The 20,364-nt window shown below is 61.0% G+C and carries 23 protein-coding genes; 14 read left to right on the forward strand and 9 right to left on the reverse strand.

What is annotated here, in order from left to right:
• Window positions 1–269: 269 nt before the first annotated feature.
• Complete coding sequence (locus tag QQL85_RS14845; protein ID WP_284354279.1) at window positions 270–1,385, forward strand: succinylglutamate desuccinylase/aspartoacylase family protein; 1,116 nt, start codon at window positions 270–272, stop codon at window positions 1,383–1,385.
• Window positions 1,386–1,561: 176 nt separating this feature from the next.
• On the opposite strand, the gene QQL85_RS14850 is transcribed toward QQL85_RS14845, so the two are convergent.
• Complete coding sequence (locus QQL85_RS14850; RefSeq protein WP_284354280.1) at window positions 1,562–1,789, reverse strand: hypothetical protein; 228 nt, start codon at window positions 1,787–1,789, stop codon at window positions 1,562–1,564.
• A 94-nt stretch (window positions 1,790–1,883) separates the two neighbouring features.
• On the reverse strand, window positions 1,884–2,450 hold the full coding sequence (gene dcd, locus QQL85_RS14855) for a dCTP deaminase (protein WP_003258001.1): 567 nt from the start codon (window positions 2,448–2,450) through the stop codon (window positions 1,884–1,886).
• 328 nt (window positions 2,451–2,778) lie between these two features.
• Between dcd and QQL85_RS14860 the strand changes: the two genes are divergently transcribed.
• Complete coding sequence (locus tag QQL85_RS14860; protein ID WP_003254922.1) at window positions 2,779–2,988, forward strand: cold-shock protein; 210 nt, start codon at window positions 2,779–2,781, stop codon at window positions 2,986–2,988.
• 184 nt (window positions 2,989–3,172) lie between these two features.
• Here QQL85_RS14860 and apbC read toward each other — a convergent pair whose 3' ends face one another.
• On the reverse strand, window positions 3,173–4,267 hold the full coding sequence (gene apbC / locus QQL85_RS14865; RefSeq protein ID WP_284354281.1) for an iron-sulfur cluster carrier protein ApbC: 1,095 nt from the start codon (window positions 4,265–4,267) through the stop codon (window positions 3,173–3,175).
• A gap of 159 nt (window positions 4,268–4,426) precedes the next feature.
• Between apbC and metG the strand changes: the two genes are divergently transcribed.
• The 7 genes from metG to QQL85_RS14900 all read left to right on the forward strand — a co-directional run bounded on the left by metG (window position 4,427) and on the right by QQL85_RS14900 (window position 10,115).
• The gene (gene metG / locus QQL85_RS14870; RefSeq protein ID WP_284354282.1) at window positions 4,427–6,466 is read left to right on the forward strand and encodes a methionine--tRNA ligase; all 2,040 of its coding nucleotides are present in this window, start codon (window positions 4,427–4,429) and stop codon (window positions 6,464–6,466) included.
• Window positions 6,467–6,555: 89 nt separating this feature from the next.
• A complete protein-coding gene (locus QQL85_RS14875) occupies window positions 6,556–7,104 on the forward strand; it encodes an Rnf-Nqr domain containing protein (RefSeq protein WP_284354283.1) in 549 nt (182 codons plus the stop codon).
• Window positions 7,101–8,075 carry an RnfABCDGE type electron transport complex subunit D gene (locus tag QQL85_RS14880; protein WP_284354284.1) on the forward strand — a complete coding sequence of 325 codons (975 nt, stop codon included), beginning with the start codon at window positions 7,101–7,103 and terminating at the stop codon, window positions 8,073–8,075. The genes QQL85_RS14875 and QQL85_RS14880 overlap by 4 nt, the downstream gene beginning before the upstream one ends.
• Window positions 8,072–8,674 carry an RnfABCDGE type electron transport complex subunit G gene (locus tag QQL85_RS14885; RefSeq protein WP_284354285.1) on the forward strand — a complete coding sequence of 201 codons (603 nt, stop codon included), beginning with the start codon at window positions 8,072–8,074 and terminating at the stop codon, window positions 8,672–8,674. Before QQL85_RS14880 ends, QQL85_RS14885 begins: the two co-directional genes overlap by 4 nt.
• Complete coding sequence (locus QQL85_RS14890; RefSeq protein ID WP_284354286.1) at window positions 8,667–9,191, forward strand: Rnf-Nqr domain containing protein; 525 nt, start codon at window positions 8,667–8,669, stop codon at window positions 9,189–9,191. Before QQL85_RS14885 ends, QQL85_RS14890 begins: the two co-directional genes overlap by 8 nt.
• A gap of 4 nt (window positions 9,192–9,195) precedes the next feature.
• Complete coding sequence (gene nth / locus QQL85_RS14895; protein WP_284354287.1) at window positions 9,196–9,834, forward strand: endonuclease III; 639 nt, start codon at window positions 9,196–9,198, stop codon at window positions 9,832–9,834.
• A gap of 104 nt (window positions 9,835–9,938) precedes the next feature.
• Window positions 9,939–10,115, forward strand: a complete 177-nt coding sequence (locus QQL85_RS14900) for a PA3496 family putative envelope integrity protein (RefSeq protein WP_012273877.1) — start codon at window positions 9,939–9,941, stop codon at window positions 10,113–10,115.
• A 55-nt stretch (window positions 10,116–10,170) separates the two neighbouring features.
• Here QQL85_RS14900 and QQL85_RS14905 read toward each other — a convergent pair whose 3' ends face one another.
• Window positions 10,171–10,794, reverse strand: a complete 624-nt coding sequence (locus tag QQL85_RS14905; RefSeq protein WP_284354288.1) for a response regulator transcription factor — start codon at window positions 10,792–10,794, stop codon at window positions 10,171–10,173.
• Between the two features lie 371 nt (window positions 10,795–11,165).
• Here QQL85_RS14905 and QQL85_RS14910 point away from each other — a divergent pair, with 371 nt between their 5' ends.
• Window positions 11,166–11,648: a hypothetical protein gene (locus tag QQL85_RS14910; RefSeq protein WP_284354289.1), complete on the forward strand. Its 483-nt coding sequence runs from the start codon at window positions 11,166–11,168 to the stop codon at window positions 11,646–11,648.
• A gap of 71 nt (window positions 11,649–11,719) precedes the next feature.
• Here the strand turns inward: QQL85_RS14910 and QQL85_RS14915 are convergent, their stop codons facing one another.
• Window positions 11,720–12,937 carry an argininosuccinate synthase gene (locus tag QQL85_RS14915; RefSeq protein WP_284354290.1) on the reverse strand — a complete coding sequence of 406 codons (1,218 nt, stop codon included), beginning with the start codon at window positions 12,935–12,937 and terminating at the stop codon, window positions 11,720–11,722.
• Between the two features lie 132 nt (window positions 12,938–13,069).
• The gene (locus tag QQL85_RS14920; RefSeq protein ID WP_284354291.1) at window positions 13,070–14,017 is read right to left on the reverse strand and encodes a flagellar protein MotY; all 948 of its coding nucleotides are present in this window, start codon (window positions 14,015–14,017) and stop codon (window positions 13,070–13,072) included.
• Window positions 14,018–14,147: 130 nt separating this feature from the next.
• On the opposite strand from QQL85_RS14920, the gene pyrC reads away from it, so the two are divergent.
• Window positions 14,148–15,194, forward strand: coding sequence for a dihydroorotase (gene pyrC / locus QQL85_RS14925; protein WP_016713746.1), 1,047 nt, complete (start codon window positions 14,148–14,150; stop codon window positions 15,192–15,194).
• A 59-nt stretch (window positions 15,195–15,253) separates the two neighbouring features.
• Window positions 15,254–15,865 carry a ribonuclease T gene (rnt, locus tag QQL85_RS14930; protein ID WP_434482138.1) on the forward strand — a complete coding sequence of 204 codons (612 nt, stop codon included), beginning with the start codon at window positions 15,254–15,256 and terminating at the stop codon, window positions 15,863–15,865.
• Window positions 15,866–15,950: 85 nt separating this feature from the next.
• On the opposite strand, the gene QQL85_RS14935 is transcribed toward rnt, so the two are convergent.
• Entirely contained in the window at window positions 15,951–16,553 is a 603-nt protein-coding gene (locus QQL85_RS14935) for a peroxiredoxin (protein ID WP_003254945.1), read from the reverse strand.
• Between the two features lie 224 nt (window positions 16,554–16,777).
• Here QQL85_RS14935 and QQL85_RS14940 point away from each other — a divergent pair, with 224 nt between their 5' ends.
• Both QQL85_RS14940 and bfr read left to right on the forward strand, forming a co-directional pair.
• Window positions 16,778–16,996 carry a bacterioferritin-associated ferredoxin gene (locus QQL85_RS14940; protein WP_045185737.1) on the forward strand — a complete coding sequence of 73 codons (219 nt, stop codon included), beginning with the start codon at window positions 16,778–16,780 and terminating at the stop codon, window positions 16,994–16,996.
• 201 nt (window positions 16,997–17,197) lie between these two features.
• Entirely contained in the window at window positions 17,198–17,671 is a 474-nt protein-coding gene (gene bfr / locus QQL85_RS14945) for a bacterioferritin (RefSeq protein ID WP_019096555.1), read from the forward strand.
• A gap of 57 nt (window positions 17,672–17,728) precedes the next feature.
• Here the strand turns inward: bfr and grxD are convergent, their stop codons facing one another.
• Together grxD and QQL85_RS14955 are read right to left on the reverse strand one after the other, a co-directional pair.
• Entirely contained in the window at window positions 17,729–18,064 is a 336-nt protein-coding gene (gene grxD / locus QQL85_RS14950; RefSeq protein WP_056802131.1) for a Grx4 family monothiol glutaredoxin, read from the reverse strand.
• 91 nt (window positions 18,065–18,155) lie between these two features.
• Window positions 18,156–20,264: a molybdopterin oxidoreductase family protein gene (locus QQL85_RS14955; protein ID WP_284354293.1), complete on the reverse strand. Its 2,109-nt coding sequence runs from the start codon at window positions 20,262–20,264 to the stop codon at window positions 18,156–18,158.
• Window positions 20,265–20,364: the final 100 nt, after the last annotated feature.

Consider the following 20,364-nt stretch of genomic DNA (forward strand, 5'->3'; position numbering starts at 1 on the left):
CGAAGGCCTTTACTGCACGCCGGGTGATTTTTGCCTTGCTACAGCAGCGCATAGGGCGCAAAACGTTGGGCAAGAAATTGCTGAACGATGTGCCGGTGGTGCTGCAGGCCTACCAAGCAGGTAGAAGAGGCGGACGACCTGGCCACATTGCAGGCACTGCTGGGGCTGAAAAGGTCGCGACCCCATTGAGGCGCAACGCCAAAAACTATGCTTCTATCAGTGTGCCGACCTGTGTCGCAGACCGTATTCGCCACGCATCCAGGACCACCATGCACCATTCAACCCACGACCTGCTCTCACCCGTTCCGGGCATCACCCGCCAGTTGCACAGCTTCCACTTCGGCCCTCGCAGTGGCGGCAAAATCTATATCCAGGCTTCCCTGCATGCCGACGAACTGCCCGGCATGCTGGTGGCTTGGCACCTCAAGCGCCGCCTGGTAGAACTGGAAAAACTAGACCGGCTACAGCGCGAGATCATCCTGGTGCCGGTGGCCAACCCGGTCGGCTTGGAGCAAGTGCTGCTGGATGCGCCGCTGGGGCGCTTCGAACTGCAAAGCGGCGAGAACTTCAACCGCAACTTCGTCGACCTGTCGGACAGCATCGGCGACCAGATCGAAGAACACCTGACCCAAAACCCGGCGCACAACGTTGAGCTGATCCGCGAATACCTGCGTCGTGGGCTGGACGCACACCCGGCCCGTACACCGCTGCAAGCCCAGCGCCTGATCCTGCAGCGCCTGGCCTGCGATGCCGACATGGTGTTGGACCTGCACTGCGACTTCGAGGCGGTCGAGCACCTGTACACCACACCAGACGCCTGGCCACGGATCGAACCCTTGGCCCGCTACCTGGGTGCCCAGGCCAGCCTGTTGGCCACCGACTCGGGCGGGCAGTCGTTCGATGAATGCTTCAGCCTCGTCTGGTGGCAGTTGCAGCAACGTTTCGGCAAGCGCTTCCCTATCCCGCTGGGTTGCTGCTCGGTAACTGTCGAACTGCGCGGCCAGGCCGATGTCAGCCATGACCTGGCCGGCAAGGATTGTCAGGCGATACTCGACTTCCTCACCCACGCAGGTGTTATCGAAGGCGCCAGCCCTACCCTGCCGCCCTTGCTCAGCCCAGCCACGCCGCTGGCCGCTGTCGAACCGGTCGTGACGCCACTGGGCGGTTTGCTGGTGTACCACGCCAAACCTGGGCAGCACCTGGAAGCTGGCCAGTTGATTGCCGAAGTCATTGACCCGCTCAGCGACCGGGTAACGGCAGTGCGCAACAGTCAACCGGGCCTGCTGTATGCCCGCAGCGTAAGGCGCATGGCCACTTCAGGCATGGTCATCGCCCATGTTGCTGGCGAGCAGGTGTGTCGCAGTGGCTACCTGCTGGGCAACTGATTCGGTAAAACCATTGCACCTGCCGGGCGATCTGTAGAAGCACAACCTTCGATGGACCATGTGCCTCATGCCCGCCGCCACCGACCTTGCCAAGGTGTGGTTTGCCAAGCGTGGCTGGAAGACATTTGCTTTCCACCGACGCGTTTGAAGGGCGCGTCTGGCCACTTTAAAGGCGCTCAGGCTACAGGCGCTGGGGGCGGCTCATCCGGCAAGGTCGGCTCGCCCGGCTCCATGGGTGGCGTTTCACCAGGCTCTGGTGGCTGCGGGGTATCGGGATCAGGCTGATGGGGCACGCCCCCCGCCTGCAACGGCAGCGGATGCGCCAGCAGTGACCAGGGCAACAACCCCACATGATTGGGCTGCAGGCCTGCCAGCTTGGCACTGATTGCGGGATGGAGTTTCATTGGCTGCTCCTGACGAAAGCCGATGCACATCATGCGCACCGGCATTACTCCGTTGGAGCGCCAAAGGCGCGGGGAATTCCCCGCGCTTGTCGGCTCAGGTACGCGGCAGGGTAACGCCGCGCTGGCCCTGGTACTTGCCGCCACGGTCCTTGTAGGACACTTCGCATTCTTCGTCAGACTGCAGGAACAGCATCTGCGCCACGCCTTCGTTGGCGTAGATCTTCGCTGGCAGCGTGGTGGTGTTGGAGAACTCCAGCGTCACATGGCCTTCCCACTCGGGTTCGAGTGGGGTGACGTTGACGATGATGCCGCAACGGGCGTAGGTGCTCTTGCCCAGGCAGATGGTCAGCACGTCACGCGGAATGCGGAAGTATTCGACGGTGCGCGCCAGGGCGAAGGAGTTTGGCGGGATGATGCACACGTCGCTCTTGATGTCGACGAAGCTGCCGGCATCAAAATTTTTCGGATCGACGGTAGCCGAGTTGATGTTGGTGAACACCTTGAATTCGTCGGCGCAGCGTACGTCGTAGCCATAGCTGGAGACGCCAAAGGAGATCACCCGGCTGTCCTGTTCGCCGCGCACCTGGCGCTCGACGAACGGCTCGATCATGCCGTGTTCCTGCGCCATGCGGCGAATCCACTTGTCCGATTTGATGCTCATGGCGGGGGTGTCCTGAAGAGTTGCATGGTGAAAATCGTGACGCGCATCTTACCGGTCCCGGCGCCCAGGTTAAAGTTCTATACCTCATCCCGCGCCGGGCGGGGGCTGTAGCCGCCGTCGATCCGAATTTGCGTAAAGCGCCTTCTGACCATTGGCAGGTTGCGGAAAGTGGGGTAAGGTGGCGCCACTGTGCTGCACGTGACACCGAGAATCTCTAGTTTGATGCACGATCCTGATCGGCCCATCGCTGAATTTTCTGCTCTCTTTGCGCTCAGTCCCGGGCAGGGTTTTTCCTGACCGTTATCAAATTGTCCAAGGAGACAGAAAAATGTCCAACCGTCAATCCGGTGTTGTTAAGTGGTTCAACGATGAGAAAGGCTACGGCTTCATCACCCCTCAGTCGGGCGACGACCTGTTCGTGCACTTCAAAGCCATCCAAGCTGACGGCTTCAAAACCCTGAAAGAAGGCCAGGCTGTTACTTTCGTCGCTACCCGCGGCCAGAAAGGCATGCAGGCTGAAGAAGTTCAGATCGCCTAAGTCGATCTAGCTTTTTAGCTTTCTAAAAAACCCGCCTTCTGGCGGGTTTTTTTATGCCTGTTCGAAATTCGGCGCAGGCTTCTTCGCGGCTAAAGCCGCTCCCACAGGGACCGCGCGGGCTTCAAGTGCTACGCAATGCCTGTGGGAGCGGGCTTGCCCGCGAAGCAGGCGACTCGGTCTCCGATCAGTCTTCGCTGATGGTAATGCTCGGCATCGCCGGTGCCGCCGCTTCCTGCAACACGATCCGCGCACCCACCTGGCGCGCCAGCTCCTGGTAGACCATGGCAATCTGGCTTTCCGGCTCGGCAATCGCCGTCGGTTTGCCGCTGTCGGCCTGCTCACGGATCAGCATCGACAATGGCAGCGATGCCAACAGGTCGACACCGTACTGGCTCGCCAGTTTCTCGCCGCCGCCTTCGCCGAACAGGTGCTCGGCATGGCCGCAGTTCGAGCAGATGTGCACGGCCATGTTCTCGACCACCCCCAGCACCGGGATGTTGACCTTGCGGAACATCTCCACGCCTTTCTTGGCATCCAGCAACGCCAGGTCCTGCGGGGTGGTGACGATCACCGAACCTGCCACCGGCACCTTCTGCGCCAGGGTCAGCTGGATGTCGCCGGTGCCAGGTGGCATGTCGATCACCAGGTAGTCCAGGTCGTCCCAGGCGGTCTGGGTTACCAGTTGCAGCAGCGCGCCGGAGACCATCGGGCCACGCCAGACCATCGGCGTGTTGTCGTCGGTGAGGAAGGCCATGGACATGACTTCCACGCCATGGGCCTTGATCGGCACAAACCACTTTTGCTCGCGAATCTGCGGCCGGGTGCCTTCGGCGATACCGAACATCACGCCCTGGCTGGGGCCGTAGATGTCAGCATCGAGAATACCCACCCGTGCACCTTCGCGGGCCAGGGCCAGGGCCAGGTTGGCCGCAGTGGTCGACTTGCCCACACCGCCTTTGCCCGAGGCCACGGCGATGATGTTCTTGACGTTGGCCATGGCTGGCACCTGGGCCTGGGCCTTGTGTGCGGCCACCACGCAGTCGATCGACACTTGGGCGTTGCTGACGCCCTCAAGGTTGCCGATGGCGGTCTGCAGCACCTGGGCCCAGCCATTCTTGAATAGCCCGGCGGCATACCCCAGTTGCAACTGCACACTGACCTGCCCACCCTGGATATCGATGGCGCGCACGCAGCCGGCGCTGACCGGGTCCTGGTTCAGGTAGGGGTCGGTATACTGGCGAAGCACGCCTTCGACGGCGGCACGGGTGACGGCACTCATGGAGACTCCCATTGGCAAACTGAATGTAAAACAGGCGCCTATCCTAACCCGTCAATCGTCAGTAGACGCGTATGCGGGGTGAAATATCTTCGCCAGCCCTTTATAGTGGCCGATCACCCTTAATTTTTACCCCGTCGCCAGATAAGTAGCCGAGCCACCATGTCCGAGCCACGTCAGATTCTCGTCACCAGCGCCCTGCCCTATGCCAATGGATCAATCCATCTAGGCCATATGCTCGAGTACATCCAGACAGACATGTGGGTCCGCTTCCAGAAAATGCGCGGCAACCAGTGCATCTACGTCTGCGCTGACGACGCCCACGGTTCGGCCATCATGCTGCGCGCCGAGAAAGAAGGCATCACCCCGGAACAGCTGATCGCCAACGTCCAGGCCGAGCACAGCAGCGACTTCGCTGACTTCCTGGTGGACTTCGACAACTTCCACTCTACCCACAGCGAAGAGAACCGCGAGCTGTCGAGCCTGATCTACACGCGCTTGCGTGAAGCCGGGCACATCGCCACCCGTTCGGTCACCCAGTACTTCGACCCTGAAAAGGGCATGTTCCTGGCCGACCGTTTCATCAAGGGCACCTGCCCAAAGTGTGCGGCCGAAGACCAGTACGGCGACAACTGCGAAAAATGCGGCGCCACCTATGCGCCCACTGAGCTGAAGAACCCCAAGTCGGCGATCTCCGGTGCCACACCGGTACTGCGCGACTCCCAGCACTTCTTCTTCAAGCTGCCAGACTTCCAGGCCATGCTGCAGCAGTGGACCCGCAGCGGCACCCTGCAGGACGCGGTAGCCAACAAGCTGGCCGAATGGCTGGACTCCGGCTTGCAGGAGTGGGATATCTCCCGCGACGCGCCGTACTTCGGCTTCGAAATCCCGAGCGAACCGGGCAAATACTTCTATGTGTGGCTGGATGCGCCAATCGGCTACATGGCCAGCTTCAAGAACCTCTGCGCGCGCCGCCCGGAGCTGGACTTCGATGCGTTCTGGAGCGAAGGCTCCAAGGCCGAGCTGTACCACTTCATCGGCAAGGACATCGTCAACTTCCACGCCCTGTTCTGGCCAGCCATGCTCGAAGGTGCCGGCTTCCGCAAGCCGACTGCCGTCAACGTGCACGGCTACCTGACCGTCAACGGCGCGAAGATGTCCAAGTCGCGTGGCACGTTTATCAAGGCCCGCACCTACCTCGACCACCTGCAGCCGGAATACCTGCGTTACTACTACGCGGCCAAGCTGGGGCGTGGCGTCGACGACCTGGACCTGAACCTGGAAGACTTCGTGCAGAAGGTCAACTCCGACCTGGTGGGCAAAGTCGTCAACATTGCCAGCCGCTGCGCCGGCTTCATCCACAAAGGCAACGAAGGCGTGATGGTAAGCGGTGATGCCGCGCCTGAGCTGACCGAAGCCTTCCTGGCTGCCGCTCCATCCATCGCCGAAGCCTATGAAGCCCGTGATTTTGGCCGCGCCATGCGCGAAATCATGGCACTGGCCGACCGCGCCAACGCCTGGATCGCCGACAAGGCCCCCTGGTCGCTGGCCAAACAGGAAGGCAAGCAGGATGAAGTACAAGCCATTTGTGCCCAGGGCATCAACCTGTTCCGCCAGCTGGTGATCTTCCTCAAGCCGGTACTGCCGGTGCTGGCCGCAGACGCCGAGGCGTTCCTCAACGTTGCCCCGCTGGCCTGGAGCGACCACCCATCGCGCCTGGAAAACCATAAACTGAACCCGTTCAAGGCCCTGATGAGCCGCATCGAACTGGCCAAGGTCGAAGCCATGGTCGCAGCCAGCAAGGAAGACCTGCTGGCCGCCGAAGCCAAGGCCCCGGCTGGCAACGGCGAGCTGAGCAAGGACCCGCTGTCGGCAGAAATCGAGTTCGACACCTTCGCTGCCGTCGACCTGCGCGTGGCGCTGATCGTCAAGGCCGAAGCCGTAGCGGGTGCCGACAAGTTGCTGCAACTGACCCTGGACATCGGTGACGAGCGTCGTAACGTGTTCTCCGGCATCAAGTCGGCGTACCCCGACCCGTCCAAGCTGGAAGGCCGCCTGACCATGATGGTGGCCAACCTCAAGCCCCGGAAGATGCGCTTTGGCGTATCCGAGGGCATGGTCATGGCTGCCGGCCCTGGCGGTGAAGAGATCTACCTGCTGAGCCCGGACAGCGGCGCCAAGCCAGGCCAGCGTATCAAGTAACACCCCCTGCCCCGGCCCTCGTGCCGGGGCAGTTTCTTCTGCACCTTGATTACCGGACAATCACCAGCATTCCCGGCTATCGTCATCTCATGAGCGATTACTTTCTGGTCGTGATCAGCGCCGCGCTGGTCAATCACCTGTGCCTGTTGCAACAGCCAATCTCCAGGCAGCACCTGCATGTGCACGGCCTGGCCTGCGCCCTGTGCATCGCGTTGGGTGCGATCGGCGCACAGCTGCTGATACGCGGGGTACTTGCCCCGCTGCACATCCCCGACCTTGCCCTGTTCCTGTTGTTGCCCTGGCTAGCACTGCTCGCCTGGGGCGTTCCCTGGCTACTGACCAAATGGCGCCCGGCCTGGCCCGTAGCCGGGTTGCCAGCGCTGCTGTTGAGCAATGCCACAGTGCTGGGGCTGACACTGCAGCAGGCAGGCGATGACAGCACTTGGCCGGCTACGCTGCTGCAAAGCTTGCTGGCAGGCGGCGGCTTCTGGCTGGCGCTGGTGTTGTTCGCCGATTTGCGCCAGCGCAGTGCCCATGCCGATATCCCCGGTGTACTGCGCGGCCTGCCTATCGAATTGATCGGTGCCGGGTTAATGGCCATGGCATTTTCCGGTTTCAACGGAATGTTCGGTCAATGAACAGCAAGCCCGACCCGCGGCTACGCACCAGCATGGGCCTGGTCTTGCTGGCCTGTATGCCTGGCCTTCTGACGTTGTTGTGGCTGCATGGCTGGGGCATGCTGCTGAACCTGCTGCTATGTGCCACCGCCGCATTACTGTGCGAAGCAGTGCTGCTGACGTTGCGCGCTCAACCACTGAGCACGGCGTTAGCCGACGGCAGCGCACTGGTAACCGCCGTGCTGCTGGCGGCCGCCCTGCCCACCTTGGCCCCATGGTGGTTGCCGATGATCGCCGCAAGCGTTGCCATCGGTTTCGGCAAGCAGGCCTTTGGCGGTGTCGGACGCAACCTGTTCAACCCGGCCATGGTCGGCTATGCCTTCGTGCTGCTGAGCTTCCCGTTGCAAATGAACCATTGGCCGGGGCAGCCTCCAGGCCTGCTCGACAGCCTGCAGCAGGTATTCGCCGGAGGCGAACAGATCGACGCCTGGGCCCGGCCGACGTTGCTCGACGGCTTGCGCCACAACCGCAGCCTGACCATCGAGGAGCTGTTTGCCAGCCATCCGGGCTTCGGCAGCATCGGCGGGCGCGGCAGCGAATGGGTCAACCTGGCATTCCTGCTCGGCGGCCTGTTCTTGTTGCAGCGTAAGGTGATCAGCTGGCATGCGCCGCTGGGCCTGCTGACAGGGTTGTTCGTATTCAGCCTGTTGGGCTGGAACGGTTCTGGGTCGGACTCCAACGGCTCACCCTTGCTGCACCTGTTCTCCGGCTCGACCATGCTGGCAGCCTTCTTCATTGCCACCGAACCAGTATCCGGGCCCAGGAACGAACAGGCCAGGCTGTGCTTCGGCCTGGGCGCAGGGCTACTCATCTACCTGATTCGCACCTGGGGCAGCTACCCGGATGGCACCGCGTTCGCCGTCTTGCTGATGAATCTCATGGCACCGACGCTTGAGCGCCTGACCGCGCAGCGCCAGCAGGCCGCCAGGTGAAACGCCTGGCGCGTGATGTGGGCCTACTGTTGCTGACAGGGGTACTGGCAGTGTCTGCCACCTTGGCATGGCGGCATTGGACCGGCCCAGCCATCACCAACGCCGAGAAGCAACTGCAAAGCCGCCAACGGCTGGCGGTGCTGCCCGAGGGCAGTTATGACAACCAGCCACTGGACAGCCCGCTACCAAAGCCCGACGCACAGAGGCCCAACAGCCGCATTCTGGCGGCTTACCGTGCCACGATGGCGGGCAAGCCAAGCGCTATCATCCTGGTCACTCAAACCCAAGGCTATACCGCACCGATCGTACTGAGCGTCGCCATCGCCACAGACGGCCGCCTGATCGGCAGCCAAGTGATAGAACAACAGGAAAGCCCAGGCCTGGGCGCGCGCTTGGGCGACCCGCAGTTGCACTGGCTGGGGCAGTTCGACAACCGCCATCAGGGCGATCACTGGGCGCTTAAACGGGACCAGGGTGACGTTGACCAGTTGGCCGGCGCAACCGTGACCTCCCGAGCGGTAATCAGCGCACTGCAGGAGGCGCTGAGCTATTTCGATGAGCAGCGCAGCGTACTGCTGGAGGGTGCCGCGCATGAATAAGTTCTGCCTGCTGGCCGTAAGCCTGGTGCCCCTGCTGGGCGCTACCCGAACACTGCGTGAGGGCGCTGCCATTGGCCTGTGCGCGGTAGTGACAGGCAGCCTGCATCAGCTTTTGCTGATGCCGCTGCGTCAGCGCCTGGCCAGTTGGGCCTTTGTCCTGGCCAGCCTGCTGCTGCTGGCAGCCTTGGTCAGCTGCCTGCAAATGGCCCTGCGTGCCTGGTCGCTGCCTTTGGCACTTGCCCTAGGCCATTATCCCGCCTTGCTGTGCCTGCAATGCCTGGCCAGCGATCATCTGCTGCCCGACCAAGGCCGCTGGCGTATGCTCGCCAGGCACCTCTGTGCGTTTTTTGCCAGCTGCCTGCTGCTCGGCGCCAGCCGCCAATGGTTGGCCGACTTTGCCGACCTGCACTTGGCCAGCCTGGCCCCGGGCGCCCTGCTACTGCTCGGACTGCTGCTGGCCTTGTACAATCGCTTGCGTCCGGGCCCTGCCCACCCACGTCGTCAAGGAAAGCTCTGATTTCATGAATGCCGCCAAACGCCTGGAGATCTTTCGCAGGCTGCACGAAGACAACCCCGACCCGAAGACCGAACTGGCCTACACCACCCCGTTCGAACTGCTGGTCGCCGTGACGCTGTCCGCGCAATCCACCGACGTCGGCGTCAACAAGGCCACCGCCCGCCTGTTCCCCGTCGCCAACACTCCCGAGGCCATCTATGCCCTAGGCGTTCAAGACCTTAGCGAGTACATCAAGACCATCGGGCTGTACAACAGCAAGGCCAAGAATGTCATAGAGGCCTGCCGGCTGCTGATCGAGCGCCACGACAGCCAGGTGCCACAAACCCGCGAAGCATTGGAGGCGCTGCCCGGTGTGGGCCGCAAGACCGCCAACGTGGTGCTCAACACAGCGTTCCGCCAACCGACCATGGCTGTGGATACCCATATCTTCCGCGTGAGTAACCGCACGGGCATTGCGCCAGGCAAAACGGTGCTGGAAGTGGAAAAGAAACTGGTCAAGTTCGTACCAAAAGATTACCTGCTCGACGCCCACCACTGGCTGATCTTGCACGGGCGTTATGTGTGCCAGGCGCGCAAGCCAAGGTGCGGCAGCTGCAGGATCGAAGATTTGTGCGAGTACAAGCACAAAACCTCTGACGATTGAGGCGATAGCTGAAAACCACTCACGACGATTGAAAAAATCTTTTTTACCAGCGTCTGCTTTCTGGTTATAAGGACGGCCAATGGCCCCTTGGCTTGGAGCGACTCATGAGTACCGATAAAGACGACCTGTCGATCGAAGATGATTTTGTTGCCGCAGACGATGACGCGGAGCCCCAGGTGGAAACCGCAAAGACCAACCTGAGCAAACGCCGCACCATCGACAACATGTTGGAAGAACGGCGCCTGCAAAAGCAGCTGGCCGATTTCGACTACGACCTGTAATGCCGGACCTGTAGCCTTGCAAAGCCTCCTGGCTGGAGGCTTCAAGGCCTGACAGTCAGTTCAGACCTTGCCGTTGCGCCAGCTCGATCAGGTCGACCAGCGACCGTGCATTGAGCTTGAGCAACAGCCGCGACTTGTAGGTACTGACCGTCTTGTTGCTGAGGTACATGCTGTCAGCAATCTCCTTGTTCGAACGCCCTCGCGCCAGCTGTTGAAGCACCGTCATCTCACGCGCAGAGAGGCGGTTGACCATATCCACCTCGCTTCCCGCGCTCCGACCACGTGACGCGTGCAGGGCTTGGTTGGGGAAGTAGCTGTAGCCCGACAACACGGCCTTGATGGCGCTCAACAGCTCGGTAAGTTCCTGCTGCTTGCACACATAACCCGCTGCCCCCGCCTGCATGCAGCGCATCGAGAAGTTGCCAGGAGCCTGCGACGTCAGCACCAGTACCTTGCTACCCGGGCTGAACGTCGCCATGCGGGCGATCACCTCCAGGCCATCCAGTTTCGGGATACCGATATCCAGCACCACGATATCCGGCAGGTGTTGCCGGGTCAGCTGCAGCGCAGCCACCCCATTGTCGGTCTCCGCCACGACGTCATACCCATGCCGCTCCATCAGCATGCGTACGGCCAGGCGTATGACCGGATGATCATCCACGATAAGCACTTTATTCATGCGATATCCATTCATTCATTGTTGTTGCTTTGGCACGCCACGATAACCGACAGGACGCCTGCTGGCGCGGTGATTTACCGACGAAACTCATGGACAGACAAAACTTACAACACTTACAGAAATTTCCTACACATCACGACCAGGGTTGTAACAAACGAGTTCTTTAGTACCAAAATCAACGTTATCACCCACCTGCTAAAACACACCAGTTGAAAACAGAACATTTGCGGGCGAAACTTCCAACTCAAACGCGCTGAAAAAACAAAGCTGTATGGCTTTATGCCGATTATTCCTCACCCGGAAAACAATCCAGTCTTTAGTTGAGTGCCGCAGTAAGGTAAAGATGGGCAAAACCGCTGGAGATGGCCCACATGACCCAAGCACAACCTGTTGCCCCGCTGACGATCATTGCCATCTTCGCGGGGATTATCGAAGCCTCCGCACTTGCCACACTGCCGTTTCTCAGCGAGTCCAGCCAAAAGCTCTACACCTGGTTCCTGGTAGGCTTTCCGTTCTTTCTGACAGCGCTGTTTTTTCTGACGCTCAACTTCAATTACAAGTCGTTTTACAGCCCGCCACCCAGCAGAATGACACACGACAATACGCCAGCAGTGAACAGTGTGACCGCGCCAGCCATGGCCAATGATGCCCTTGAAGCGGTACAGGGTGAGCCTGTCACATTCATGTTCTCCGGCCCCGACGCCTATCGCATGATGGAGCAGCAACTCCTGCATGCACTTGCCCAACCGACCGTGCCAACGCGAACCTGGCGCTTTTACAACCTGGATAAACGTCAATGTGCGCAACTGTCGATCGGTGCACTCGAGAGCGATATTGTGAGCAATCACAATTGAATGCCCTCACCTTTCGGCACACATAAAAAAACCCCGGCCTGAGCCGAGGTTTTCTTTGCACTCGCCAGCAATCAGAGCATCGAACGGCCCTTGTTGGCGGCAATGCGCATGCGCAGTGCATTCAGCTTGATGAAGCCTGCAGCGTCTGCCTGGTTGTAAGCGCCGCCATCTTCCTCAAAGGTCGCGATGTTGGCATCGAACAGCGAATCGTCCGACTGGCGGCCGACCACGGTGACGTTGCCCTTGTACAGTTTCAGGCGCACGACGCCATTCACGTTGACCTGAGAAGCGTCGATCATCTGCTGCAGCATCAGACGCTCCGGGCTCCACCAGTAGCCGGTGTAGATCAGGCTGGCGTACTTCGGCATCAGCTCATCTTTCAGGTGAGCGACTTCGCGGTCCAGGGTGATCGACTCGATGGCACGGTGGGCCTTGAGCATGATGGTGCCGCCCGGGGTCTCGTAGCAGCCACGCGATTTCATGCCAACATAACGGTTCTCGACGATGTCGAGGCGGCCGATACCGTTGGCACCGCCGATACGGTTCAGGTCGGCCAGAACGGTGGCTGGGGTCTTCTCGACGCCGTCGATAGCAACGATGTCGCCGTTGCGGTAGGTCAGCTCGATGTAGGTTGCCTGGTCCGGGGCGTTCTCAGGCGAGACGCTCCAGCGCCACATGTCTTCTTCGTGCTCGGTCCAGGTATCTTCCAGGACACCGCCTTCGTAGGAGATGTGCAGCAGGTTGGCGTCCATCGAGTACGGCGACTTCTTCTTGCCGTGGCGCTCGATCGGGATACCGTGCTTCTCGGCGTAGTCCATCAGCTTCTCGCGGGACAGCAGGTCCCACTCACGCCATGGGGCGATGACCTTGACGCCAGGTTTGAGGGCATAGGCACCCAGCTCGAAACGGACCTGGTCATTGCCTTTGCCGGTGGCGCCATGGGAAATGGCGTCAGCACCGGTTTCGTTGGCGATTTCGATCAGGCGCTTGGCGATCAGCGGACGGGCGATGGAAGTACCCAGCAGGTACTCGCCTTCGTAAACGGTGTTGGCGCGGAACATCGGGAACACGAAATCACGCACGAACTCTTCGCGCAGGTCGTCGATGTAGATCTCTTTAACGCCCATTGCCTGAGCCTTGGCACGGGCCGGCTCGACCTCTTCGCCCTGACCCAGGTCAGCGGTGAAGGTCACCACTTCGCAGTTGTAGGTATCCTGCAGCCACTTGAGAATCACCGAAGTATCAAGGCCGCCGGAATACGCCAGTACGACCTTTTTTACGTCCGCCATGCCATCACTCCACGGGGTTGTACGGAAAGGGGTCGATTCTAACGGCCTTGTAGAAAAAATTACAGTGGGGCGACAGCTTCTGACGACAAAGCGACAGGAACTGTCGGAAGGGCGACGGCGTGTGCCGGGGTCTCAGGGCGCCTTGGCTTCAGGCGCAGCCGGCGCCGGACTGGCTGGAGCAGCAGCTGCTGCTTGCTCATCCGTTTTCTGCACCGGCTTCTCAACCGCCGCAACCCGATCCAGCTCAATATTCACCCGGCGGTTACGCGCCCGGTTGGCAGCATTGTTGTTCTTTGCCAACGGGTAGCGCTCACCATGGAAGCGCACGGTAATCTGCTCTTCCGGCACGCCATGGGCCTTGAAGTAGTCGGCCACGGCCATCGCTCGGCGACGCGACAGGTCACGGTTGGTCAGGCGGTTGCCACTGTTGTCCGAATGGCCGTCGAGCTCGATGTGGTTCACCGTCGGGTCGGCTTTCATGTAGTCAAGGATCAGGTCCAGCCGGGCCTTGGCAGCGCCTTCCAGTTCGATGCCGCCCCCCGGAAAGCCGACCTGGGTCTGGCGCACCTGGTCGTAGTTCATCGCCAGCAGCTTGCCGGCACACGCCTGATAGTCACTGTAAGCCTTGGCAAAGCTGACCGGCAACACACGGACTTCCATCGGCCTGCCCGCCTCACCGGAATAGCTGCGCACCACCGTACTGCGCCCGTCGAGCAGGCCGTTGATCAGGCGGCTGGCCTGCCCTTGGGAGGAGCTGAACAGCACACCGGTACGCGCCAGGCGCACGCTCCCCAGATTGATATCACCACGCCCAGGCTGCCACGGCGCTGCCGCCGCCAGCAGGCTGGCTGTACCTGTGCCCAATGCGTTGCTGTCCGAGCGCAGCTGGAACACGGGCTGCTCACCCGCACGGCGTACGAACTCACCGCTGCCGAAACCTTCGATCGGCTGGGTCAGGCGGCACTCGAACGGGTCACCCTCGACCTTCCAGGCAATGTTCTCCATGCGCGTCTGGAAAGTCAGCGCGCCCGCCGGCAGGCTGGCGAACAGGGTCAACAGGGCTAGGTAACGCTGGCGCACGGGCGGCTCCACAAATTCTGACGGCTTACCTGCAGGCTATCGGACGCAGGCCGGAAAACTTGATAGCCGTGCTCGACCCAGGGTTTTCCGGTAGCATTGGGGCTTGAGTTCGACCCGCCTGGAATTCCCAATGTCCGATCGCCTGACCCTCCTGCGCCCCGACGACTGGCACATCCATCTGCGCGATGGTGCCGTCCTGCCCCACACCGTTGGCGACGTGGCGCGTACCTTCGCCCGTGCCATCATCATGCCTAACCTGGTTCCGCCAGTGCGCAATGCCGCCGAGGCTGGCGCCTACCGTGAGCGCATCCTGGCCGCCCGCCCTGCCGGCAGCCGCTTCGAGCCGTTGATGGTGCTGTACCTCACCGACCGCACCAGCCCCGAGGACGTTCGCGCGGCCAAGGCCAGCGGCATCGTGTACGCCGCCAAGCTGTACCCGGCCGGCGCCACCACCAACTCCGACTCAGGCGTGACCAGCATCGACAACATCTTCCCGGCCATCGAGGCCCTGGCGGAAGTTGGCATGCCACTGCTGGTGCATGGCGAAGTGACGCGTAGCGAGATCGACGTGTTCGACCGCGAAAAACGCTTCATCGACGAGCACATGCGCCGCTTGGTCGAGCGCTTCCCTACGCTGAAAGTGGTGTTCGAACACATCACCACCGGCGATGCCGCGCAGTTCGTCACCGAGGCCCCGGCCAACGTCGGTGCCACCATCACCGCGCAGCACCTGCTGTACAACCGCAACCACATGCTGGTTGGCGGCATTCGCCCGCACTTCTACTGCCTGCCTATCCTCAAGCGCAACACTCACCAGGTGGCGTTGCTGGACGCAGCCACCAGCGGTAACCCGAAATTCTTCCTCGGCACAGACTCGGCGCCGCACGCCCGTCACGCCAAGGAAGCTGCTTGCGGATGCGCCGGTTGCTATACCGCTTATGCGGCCATCGAGATGTACGCCGAAGCGTTCGAGCAGCGTAACGCGCTGGACAAGCTGGAAGGCTTTGCCAGCCTGCACGGCCCGGCCTTCTACGGCCTGCCGGCGAACACCGACACCATTACCCTGGTGCGCGAAGAATGGACCGCCCCAGACAGCCTGCCGTTTGGCGAGCAGACCGTAATCCCGCTGCGCGCTGGCGAAAAACTGCGCTGGCGCCTGCTGGAGGACAACGCGTGAGCGAAGACCTCTACGAAGACGACCTGGACACCCAGGGCAGCAGCGGTTCGCGCCACCCGATGGCCGAGCGCTTTCGCGGCTACCTGCCGGTAGTGGTGGATGTGGAGACCGGTGGTTTCAACAGCGCTACCGATGCCCTGCTGGAAATTGCCGCCGTCACCATCGGCATGGACGAAAAGGGCTTCCTGTTCCCCGAGCATACCTACTTCCACCGGGTGGAGCCTTTCGAGGGCGCCAATATCGAGCAGGCGGCGCTGGAGTTCACCGGGATCAAGCTGGACCACCCGCTGCGCATGGCCGTCAGCGAGGAAACCGCGCTGACCGACATCTTCCGTGGCGTACGCAAGGCGCTCAAGGCCAATGGCTGCAAACGAGCGATCCTGGTCGGCCACAACAGCAGCTTCGACCTGGGCTTCCTCAATGCGGCAGTGACGCGCAATGACCTGAAGCGCAACCCGTTCCACCCGTTCTCCAGCTTCGACACCGCCACCCTGGCGGGCTTGGCCTATGGGCAGACTGTGCTGGCACGGGCTTGCCAGAGCGCGGACATCGACTTTGACGGGCGCGAGGCGCACTCGGCGCGTTATGACACCGAGAAGACTGCCGAGCTGTTCTGCGGCATCGTCAACCGCTGGAAAGAGATGGGCGGCTGGCGCGACTTCAACGATTGAGTTGAATGCTGGGGCCGCTTCGCGCCCCCAGAAGCCAGGCACAAAAAAACCGGCCACCAGGGCCGGTTTTTCATGCACGCAGCAATTACAGCTTGCCGGCGTTCTCGCTCAGGTAGGCAGCAACGCCCTCTGGCGAAGCGTTCATGCCTTTGTCGCCTTTTTTCCAGTTGGCAGGGCAGACTTCGCCGTGCTCTTCGTGGAACTGCAGGGCGTCAACCAGGCGCAGCAGCTCGTCCATGTTACGGCCCAGTGGCAGGTCGTTGACGATCTGCGAACGGACAACACCGTTGGTGTCAATCAGGAAGGCGCCACGGAAAGCCACGCCGCCTTCGGACTCGACGTCGTAGGCTTTGCAGATTTCGTGGGTCATGTCAGCAGCCAGGGTGTACTTCACCTGGCCGATGCCGCCGTTGTTGACCGGGGTGTTACGCCAGGCGTTGTGGGTGAAGTGCGAGTCGATCGACACACCGATCACTTCCACGTTGCGCGCCTGGAAGTCAGGGATGCGGTTGTCCAGGGCGATCAGCTCGGACGGGCAGACGAAGGTGAAGTCCAGCGGGTAGAAGAACACCAGGCCGTACTTGCCCTTGATGGCCGAAGCCAGGTTGAAGCTGTCGACGATCTCGCCATTGCCCAGCACGGCTGGAACGGTGAAATCGGGGGCTTTCTTACCAACGAGTACGCTCATTGTAATCTCCTGATGAGGGTGAAAAACCGTTTGCCGGGCCAGACGGGCTTGCCCGACATCCAACAAAGGCCGACCATCATACACGGCTTCTGATGACAGGCCGAATCCATCAGGCAGGCAACCGCCGGTCGCTCAAGCACGGCCCTTTCAGAAAGTCCTTTGACAAGCATTCTCATTAACATTAAGCTCCAACCCATCGACTCAACCCGCGATGGTCAGCCCTTATGTATGTGTGTCTTTGTGTCGGCGTTACCGACGGACAGATCCGCGATGCGATCTATGAAGGATGCTGCAGTTACAAGGAAGTGCGAGCCGCGACCAATGTCGCCAGCCAGTGTGGCAAATGCGCCTGCCTGGCCAAACAGGTGGTCCGCGAGACCCTGACCGAGCTTCAGGTCAGCCAGGCAGCCCTGCCCTACCCGGTGGAATTTACCGCCGCCTGAAACCCCAGAATTCAAAGAACCGGACCTTGTGTCCGGTTTTTTTATGCCTGAAATTCAATAAGTTAGCGCCGCAACGCGGTTCACAAACATTCTTATTCCTATTAATTTTCACTTATTATTCAACAACTTAGGTTTGACACTCCTAAGTATCGGGCTCAAACTTCACTGTATTGGCACACTTCTACAGGGCAGGAACCCGAAATGAAAGGCGACGTAAGCGTCATCCAGCATCTCAACAAGATCCTCGGAAACGAGCTGGTCGCGATCAACCAGTACTTCCTGCACGCACGCATGTACGAAGATTGGGGCCTGAACAAACTCGGCAAGCACGAGTACAAAGAATCCATCGACGAGATGAAACACGCTGACAAACTGATCAAGCGTATTCTCTTCCTCGAAGGCATTCCTAACGTTCAGGACCTGGGCAAGCTGATGATCGGCGAGCACACCAAGGAAATGCTCGAGTGCGACCTGAAGCTCGAAAAGAAAGGCCTGGTCGACCTGAAGGCAGCCATCGCTCATTGCGAAACCGCTGGCGACTTCGGCTCGCGTGACATGCTCGAAGACATCCTCGAATCCGAGGAAGAGCACATCGACTGGCTGGAAACCCAGTTGGGGCTGATCGACAAGATCACTATCGAGAATTACCTGCAGTCGCAGATGGGCGAAGAGTAAATATTCGCCGCATAAAAAAAACCCGCGATCAGCGGGTTTTTTTATGCTTGTCGGAAATCAGGCTTCAGAAGCCTTGGCCTTGGCAGCCGCTTCCTTGATCAGGGTTTGCAGCTCACCCTTCTCGAACATTTCCAGCATGATGTCACTGCCGCCAACCAGCTCACCGGCTACCCACAGCTGCGGGAAGGTCGGCCAGTTGGCGTATTTTGGCAGGTTGGCGCGGATTTCCGGGTTCTGCAGGATGTCGACGTAGGCGAACTTCTCGCCACAACCCATCACAGCTTGCGATGCCTTGGCCGAGAACCCGCACTGCGGGGCATTCGGCGAGCCTTTCATGTAAAGCAGAATGGTGTTGTTGGCAATCTGCTCTTTGATCGTTTCGATGATATCCATGTAGCACCTCGGCTGAACTTTCCGACGCGGTCGTCGGCACGGTGGCGCATTGTAACGGAAAGCCGAGCAGCGTGCTCGGCCTTACCGTTCCTCACGCGGCCTCTACCTGCACGGGCACGCCATTGAGGGCAGCGTTGCCGGAAACCGAGTCCCGAAAGCGCTCGTCGGTCAGGTCATTGGCACTCACGCCGGGCTGTGTCTGGGCGATCTGCATGTGCACACCCTGGCGGCCATGACCGAAGCCATGGGGCAGGCTGACCACCCCCGGCATCATGTCCTCGCAGGCCTGAACCTCGATTTCGAGGTCTCCCGTACGCGAGCGGATACGTACCCGCTGGCCGTCCTGCAGGTTCCGCTGCTGCAAGTCCTGCGGGTGCATCAACAACTGATGGCGCGGCTTGCCTTTCACCAGACGATGGAAGTTGTGCATCCATGAGTTGTTGCTGCGCACATGGCGGCGGCCGATCAGCAACAGTTCGCCGGGTACAGCGGGCGCCCGTTGCGCCAGCCGGCGCAGGTCGTCCAGCAGCACCTGGGGGGCCGCTTCGACAGCCTTGCTGACAGTTGCCAGGCGCGCAGCGAGGTTGCTGCGCAACGGCCCGAGATCAAGCCCGTGCGGGTGATTGTCCAGTGTCGCCAGCGAGAGCTGCCAAGGCGTTGCATCACCGTAACGTCCTTTGCGCAGGGCCAGGTCGATCATCTGCGCCGGCGCCCAGGTCGGTTTCAACTCCAGCCCGGCTCGCCTGGCAAACGCCTGCGCCAGGCCGACGAAGATCTCCCAATCGTGCAGCGCCCCTTCCGGCTTGGCCAGGATCGCCCGATTGAAGCGGGTGACATTGCGCACGGCCAACAGGTTGAAGGTGCTGTCGTAGTGATCGTTTTCCAGCGCTGAGGTGGAGGGCAGGATCAGGTCGGCATGTCGGGTGGTCTCGTTGATGTAGAGGTCGATGCTGAGCATGAACTCAAGCCCTTCCAGCGCCGCATCCAGCCGGCGCCCGTTGGGTGTGGACAACACGGGGTTGCCGGCCACTGTCACCAGGGCGCGAACCTGCCCTTCGCCAGGTGTCAGCATCTCCTCGGCCAGGGCAGCCACGGGCAGCTCGCCGGCGTATTCTGGCAAGCCCGATACCCGGCTCTGCCAGGCGTTGAAATGGCCACCCGAGGTAGTCGCCACCAGATCGAAAGCGGGCTCCGTGCATAACGCGCCGCCTTCCCGGTCGAGGTTGCCGGTTACCAGGTTGATCAATTGCACCAGCCAGTGGCAGAGGGTGCCGAAGGCTTGGGTGGAGATACCCATGCGGCCATAGAGCACGGCCTTGCCAGCCGCGGCAAAGTCCCGTGCCAGCTGGCGGATGTCCGTCGCGGCAATGCCACAGTGCGCACTCATGGCCTCGGCGCTGAGCGGCGCAAGCGCTTCGCGCACCTCTCGCAGGCCGTTGACCGGCAAGTGCGAACCCTGTGCCAGGCCCTCCTCGAACAGGGTATTGAGCATGCCGCACAACAAGGCCGCGTCCCCGCCCGGGCGGATAAACAAATGGGTATCGGCCATAGCGGCCGTTTCGCTGCGCCGCGGGTCCACCACCACCAGGCGCCCGCCGCGCCCACGCAGGGCCTTCAGGCGCTTCTCCACATCTGGCACGGTCATGATGCTGCCGTTGGATGCCAGCGGGTTTCCACCCAGAATCAGCATGAAGTCGGTATGGTCGATGTCCGGAATCGGCAGCAGCAGGCCATGGCCATACATCAAGTGGCTGATCAGGTGTTGTGGCAACTGGTCCACTGACGTGGCAGAGAAACGGTTGCGTGTCTTGAGCAGGCCAAGGAAGTAGTTGCTATGTGTCATCAAGCCGTAGTTGTGCACGCTCGGGTTGCCCTGGTACACCGCCACGGCATTGCGCCCATGGGCTTGCTGGACCGCCCATAATTTGTCGGCGGCCAGCGCAAAGGCCTCATCCCAGCCGATGGCCTGCCAACGCTCACCCACCCGCTTGTGGGGCTGGCGCAAGCGGTCGGGGTCGTTCTGGATGTCTTGCAGGGCCACGGCCTTGGGGCAGACATGGCCGCGACTGAACGGGTCCTCGGGGTCACCTTTGATCGAGCTGATCAGCGCCCGCCCATCGTCTTCGTGGCTGACTTCGATGTTCAGCCCGCAGATCGCTTCGCACAGGTGACAGGCACGGTGGTGCAGGGTCTTGGTCATGGCCGCCTCTGCCTTGTTGTTGTCGAACAATGACTATGCGCCCAGCCCCATTCCCCGGCCAGCGCCCTTCGCCGCGTGAATCCACCGACATCAGGCGCAC

This window comes from Pseudomonas putida, from assembly GCF_030159595.1.
Classification (GTDB): domain Bacteria; phylum Pseudomonadota; class Gammaproteobacteria; order Pseudomonadales; family Pseudomonadaceae; genus Aquipseudomonas; species Aquipseudomonas putida_AC.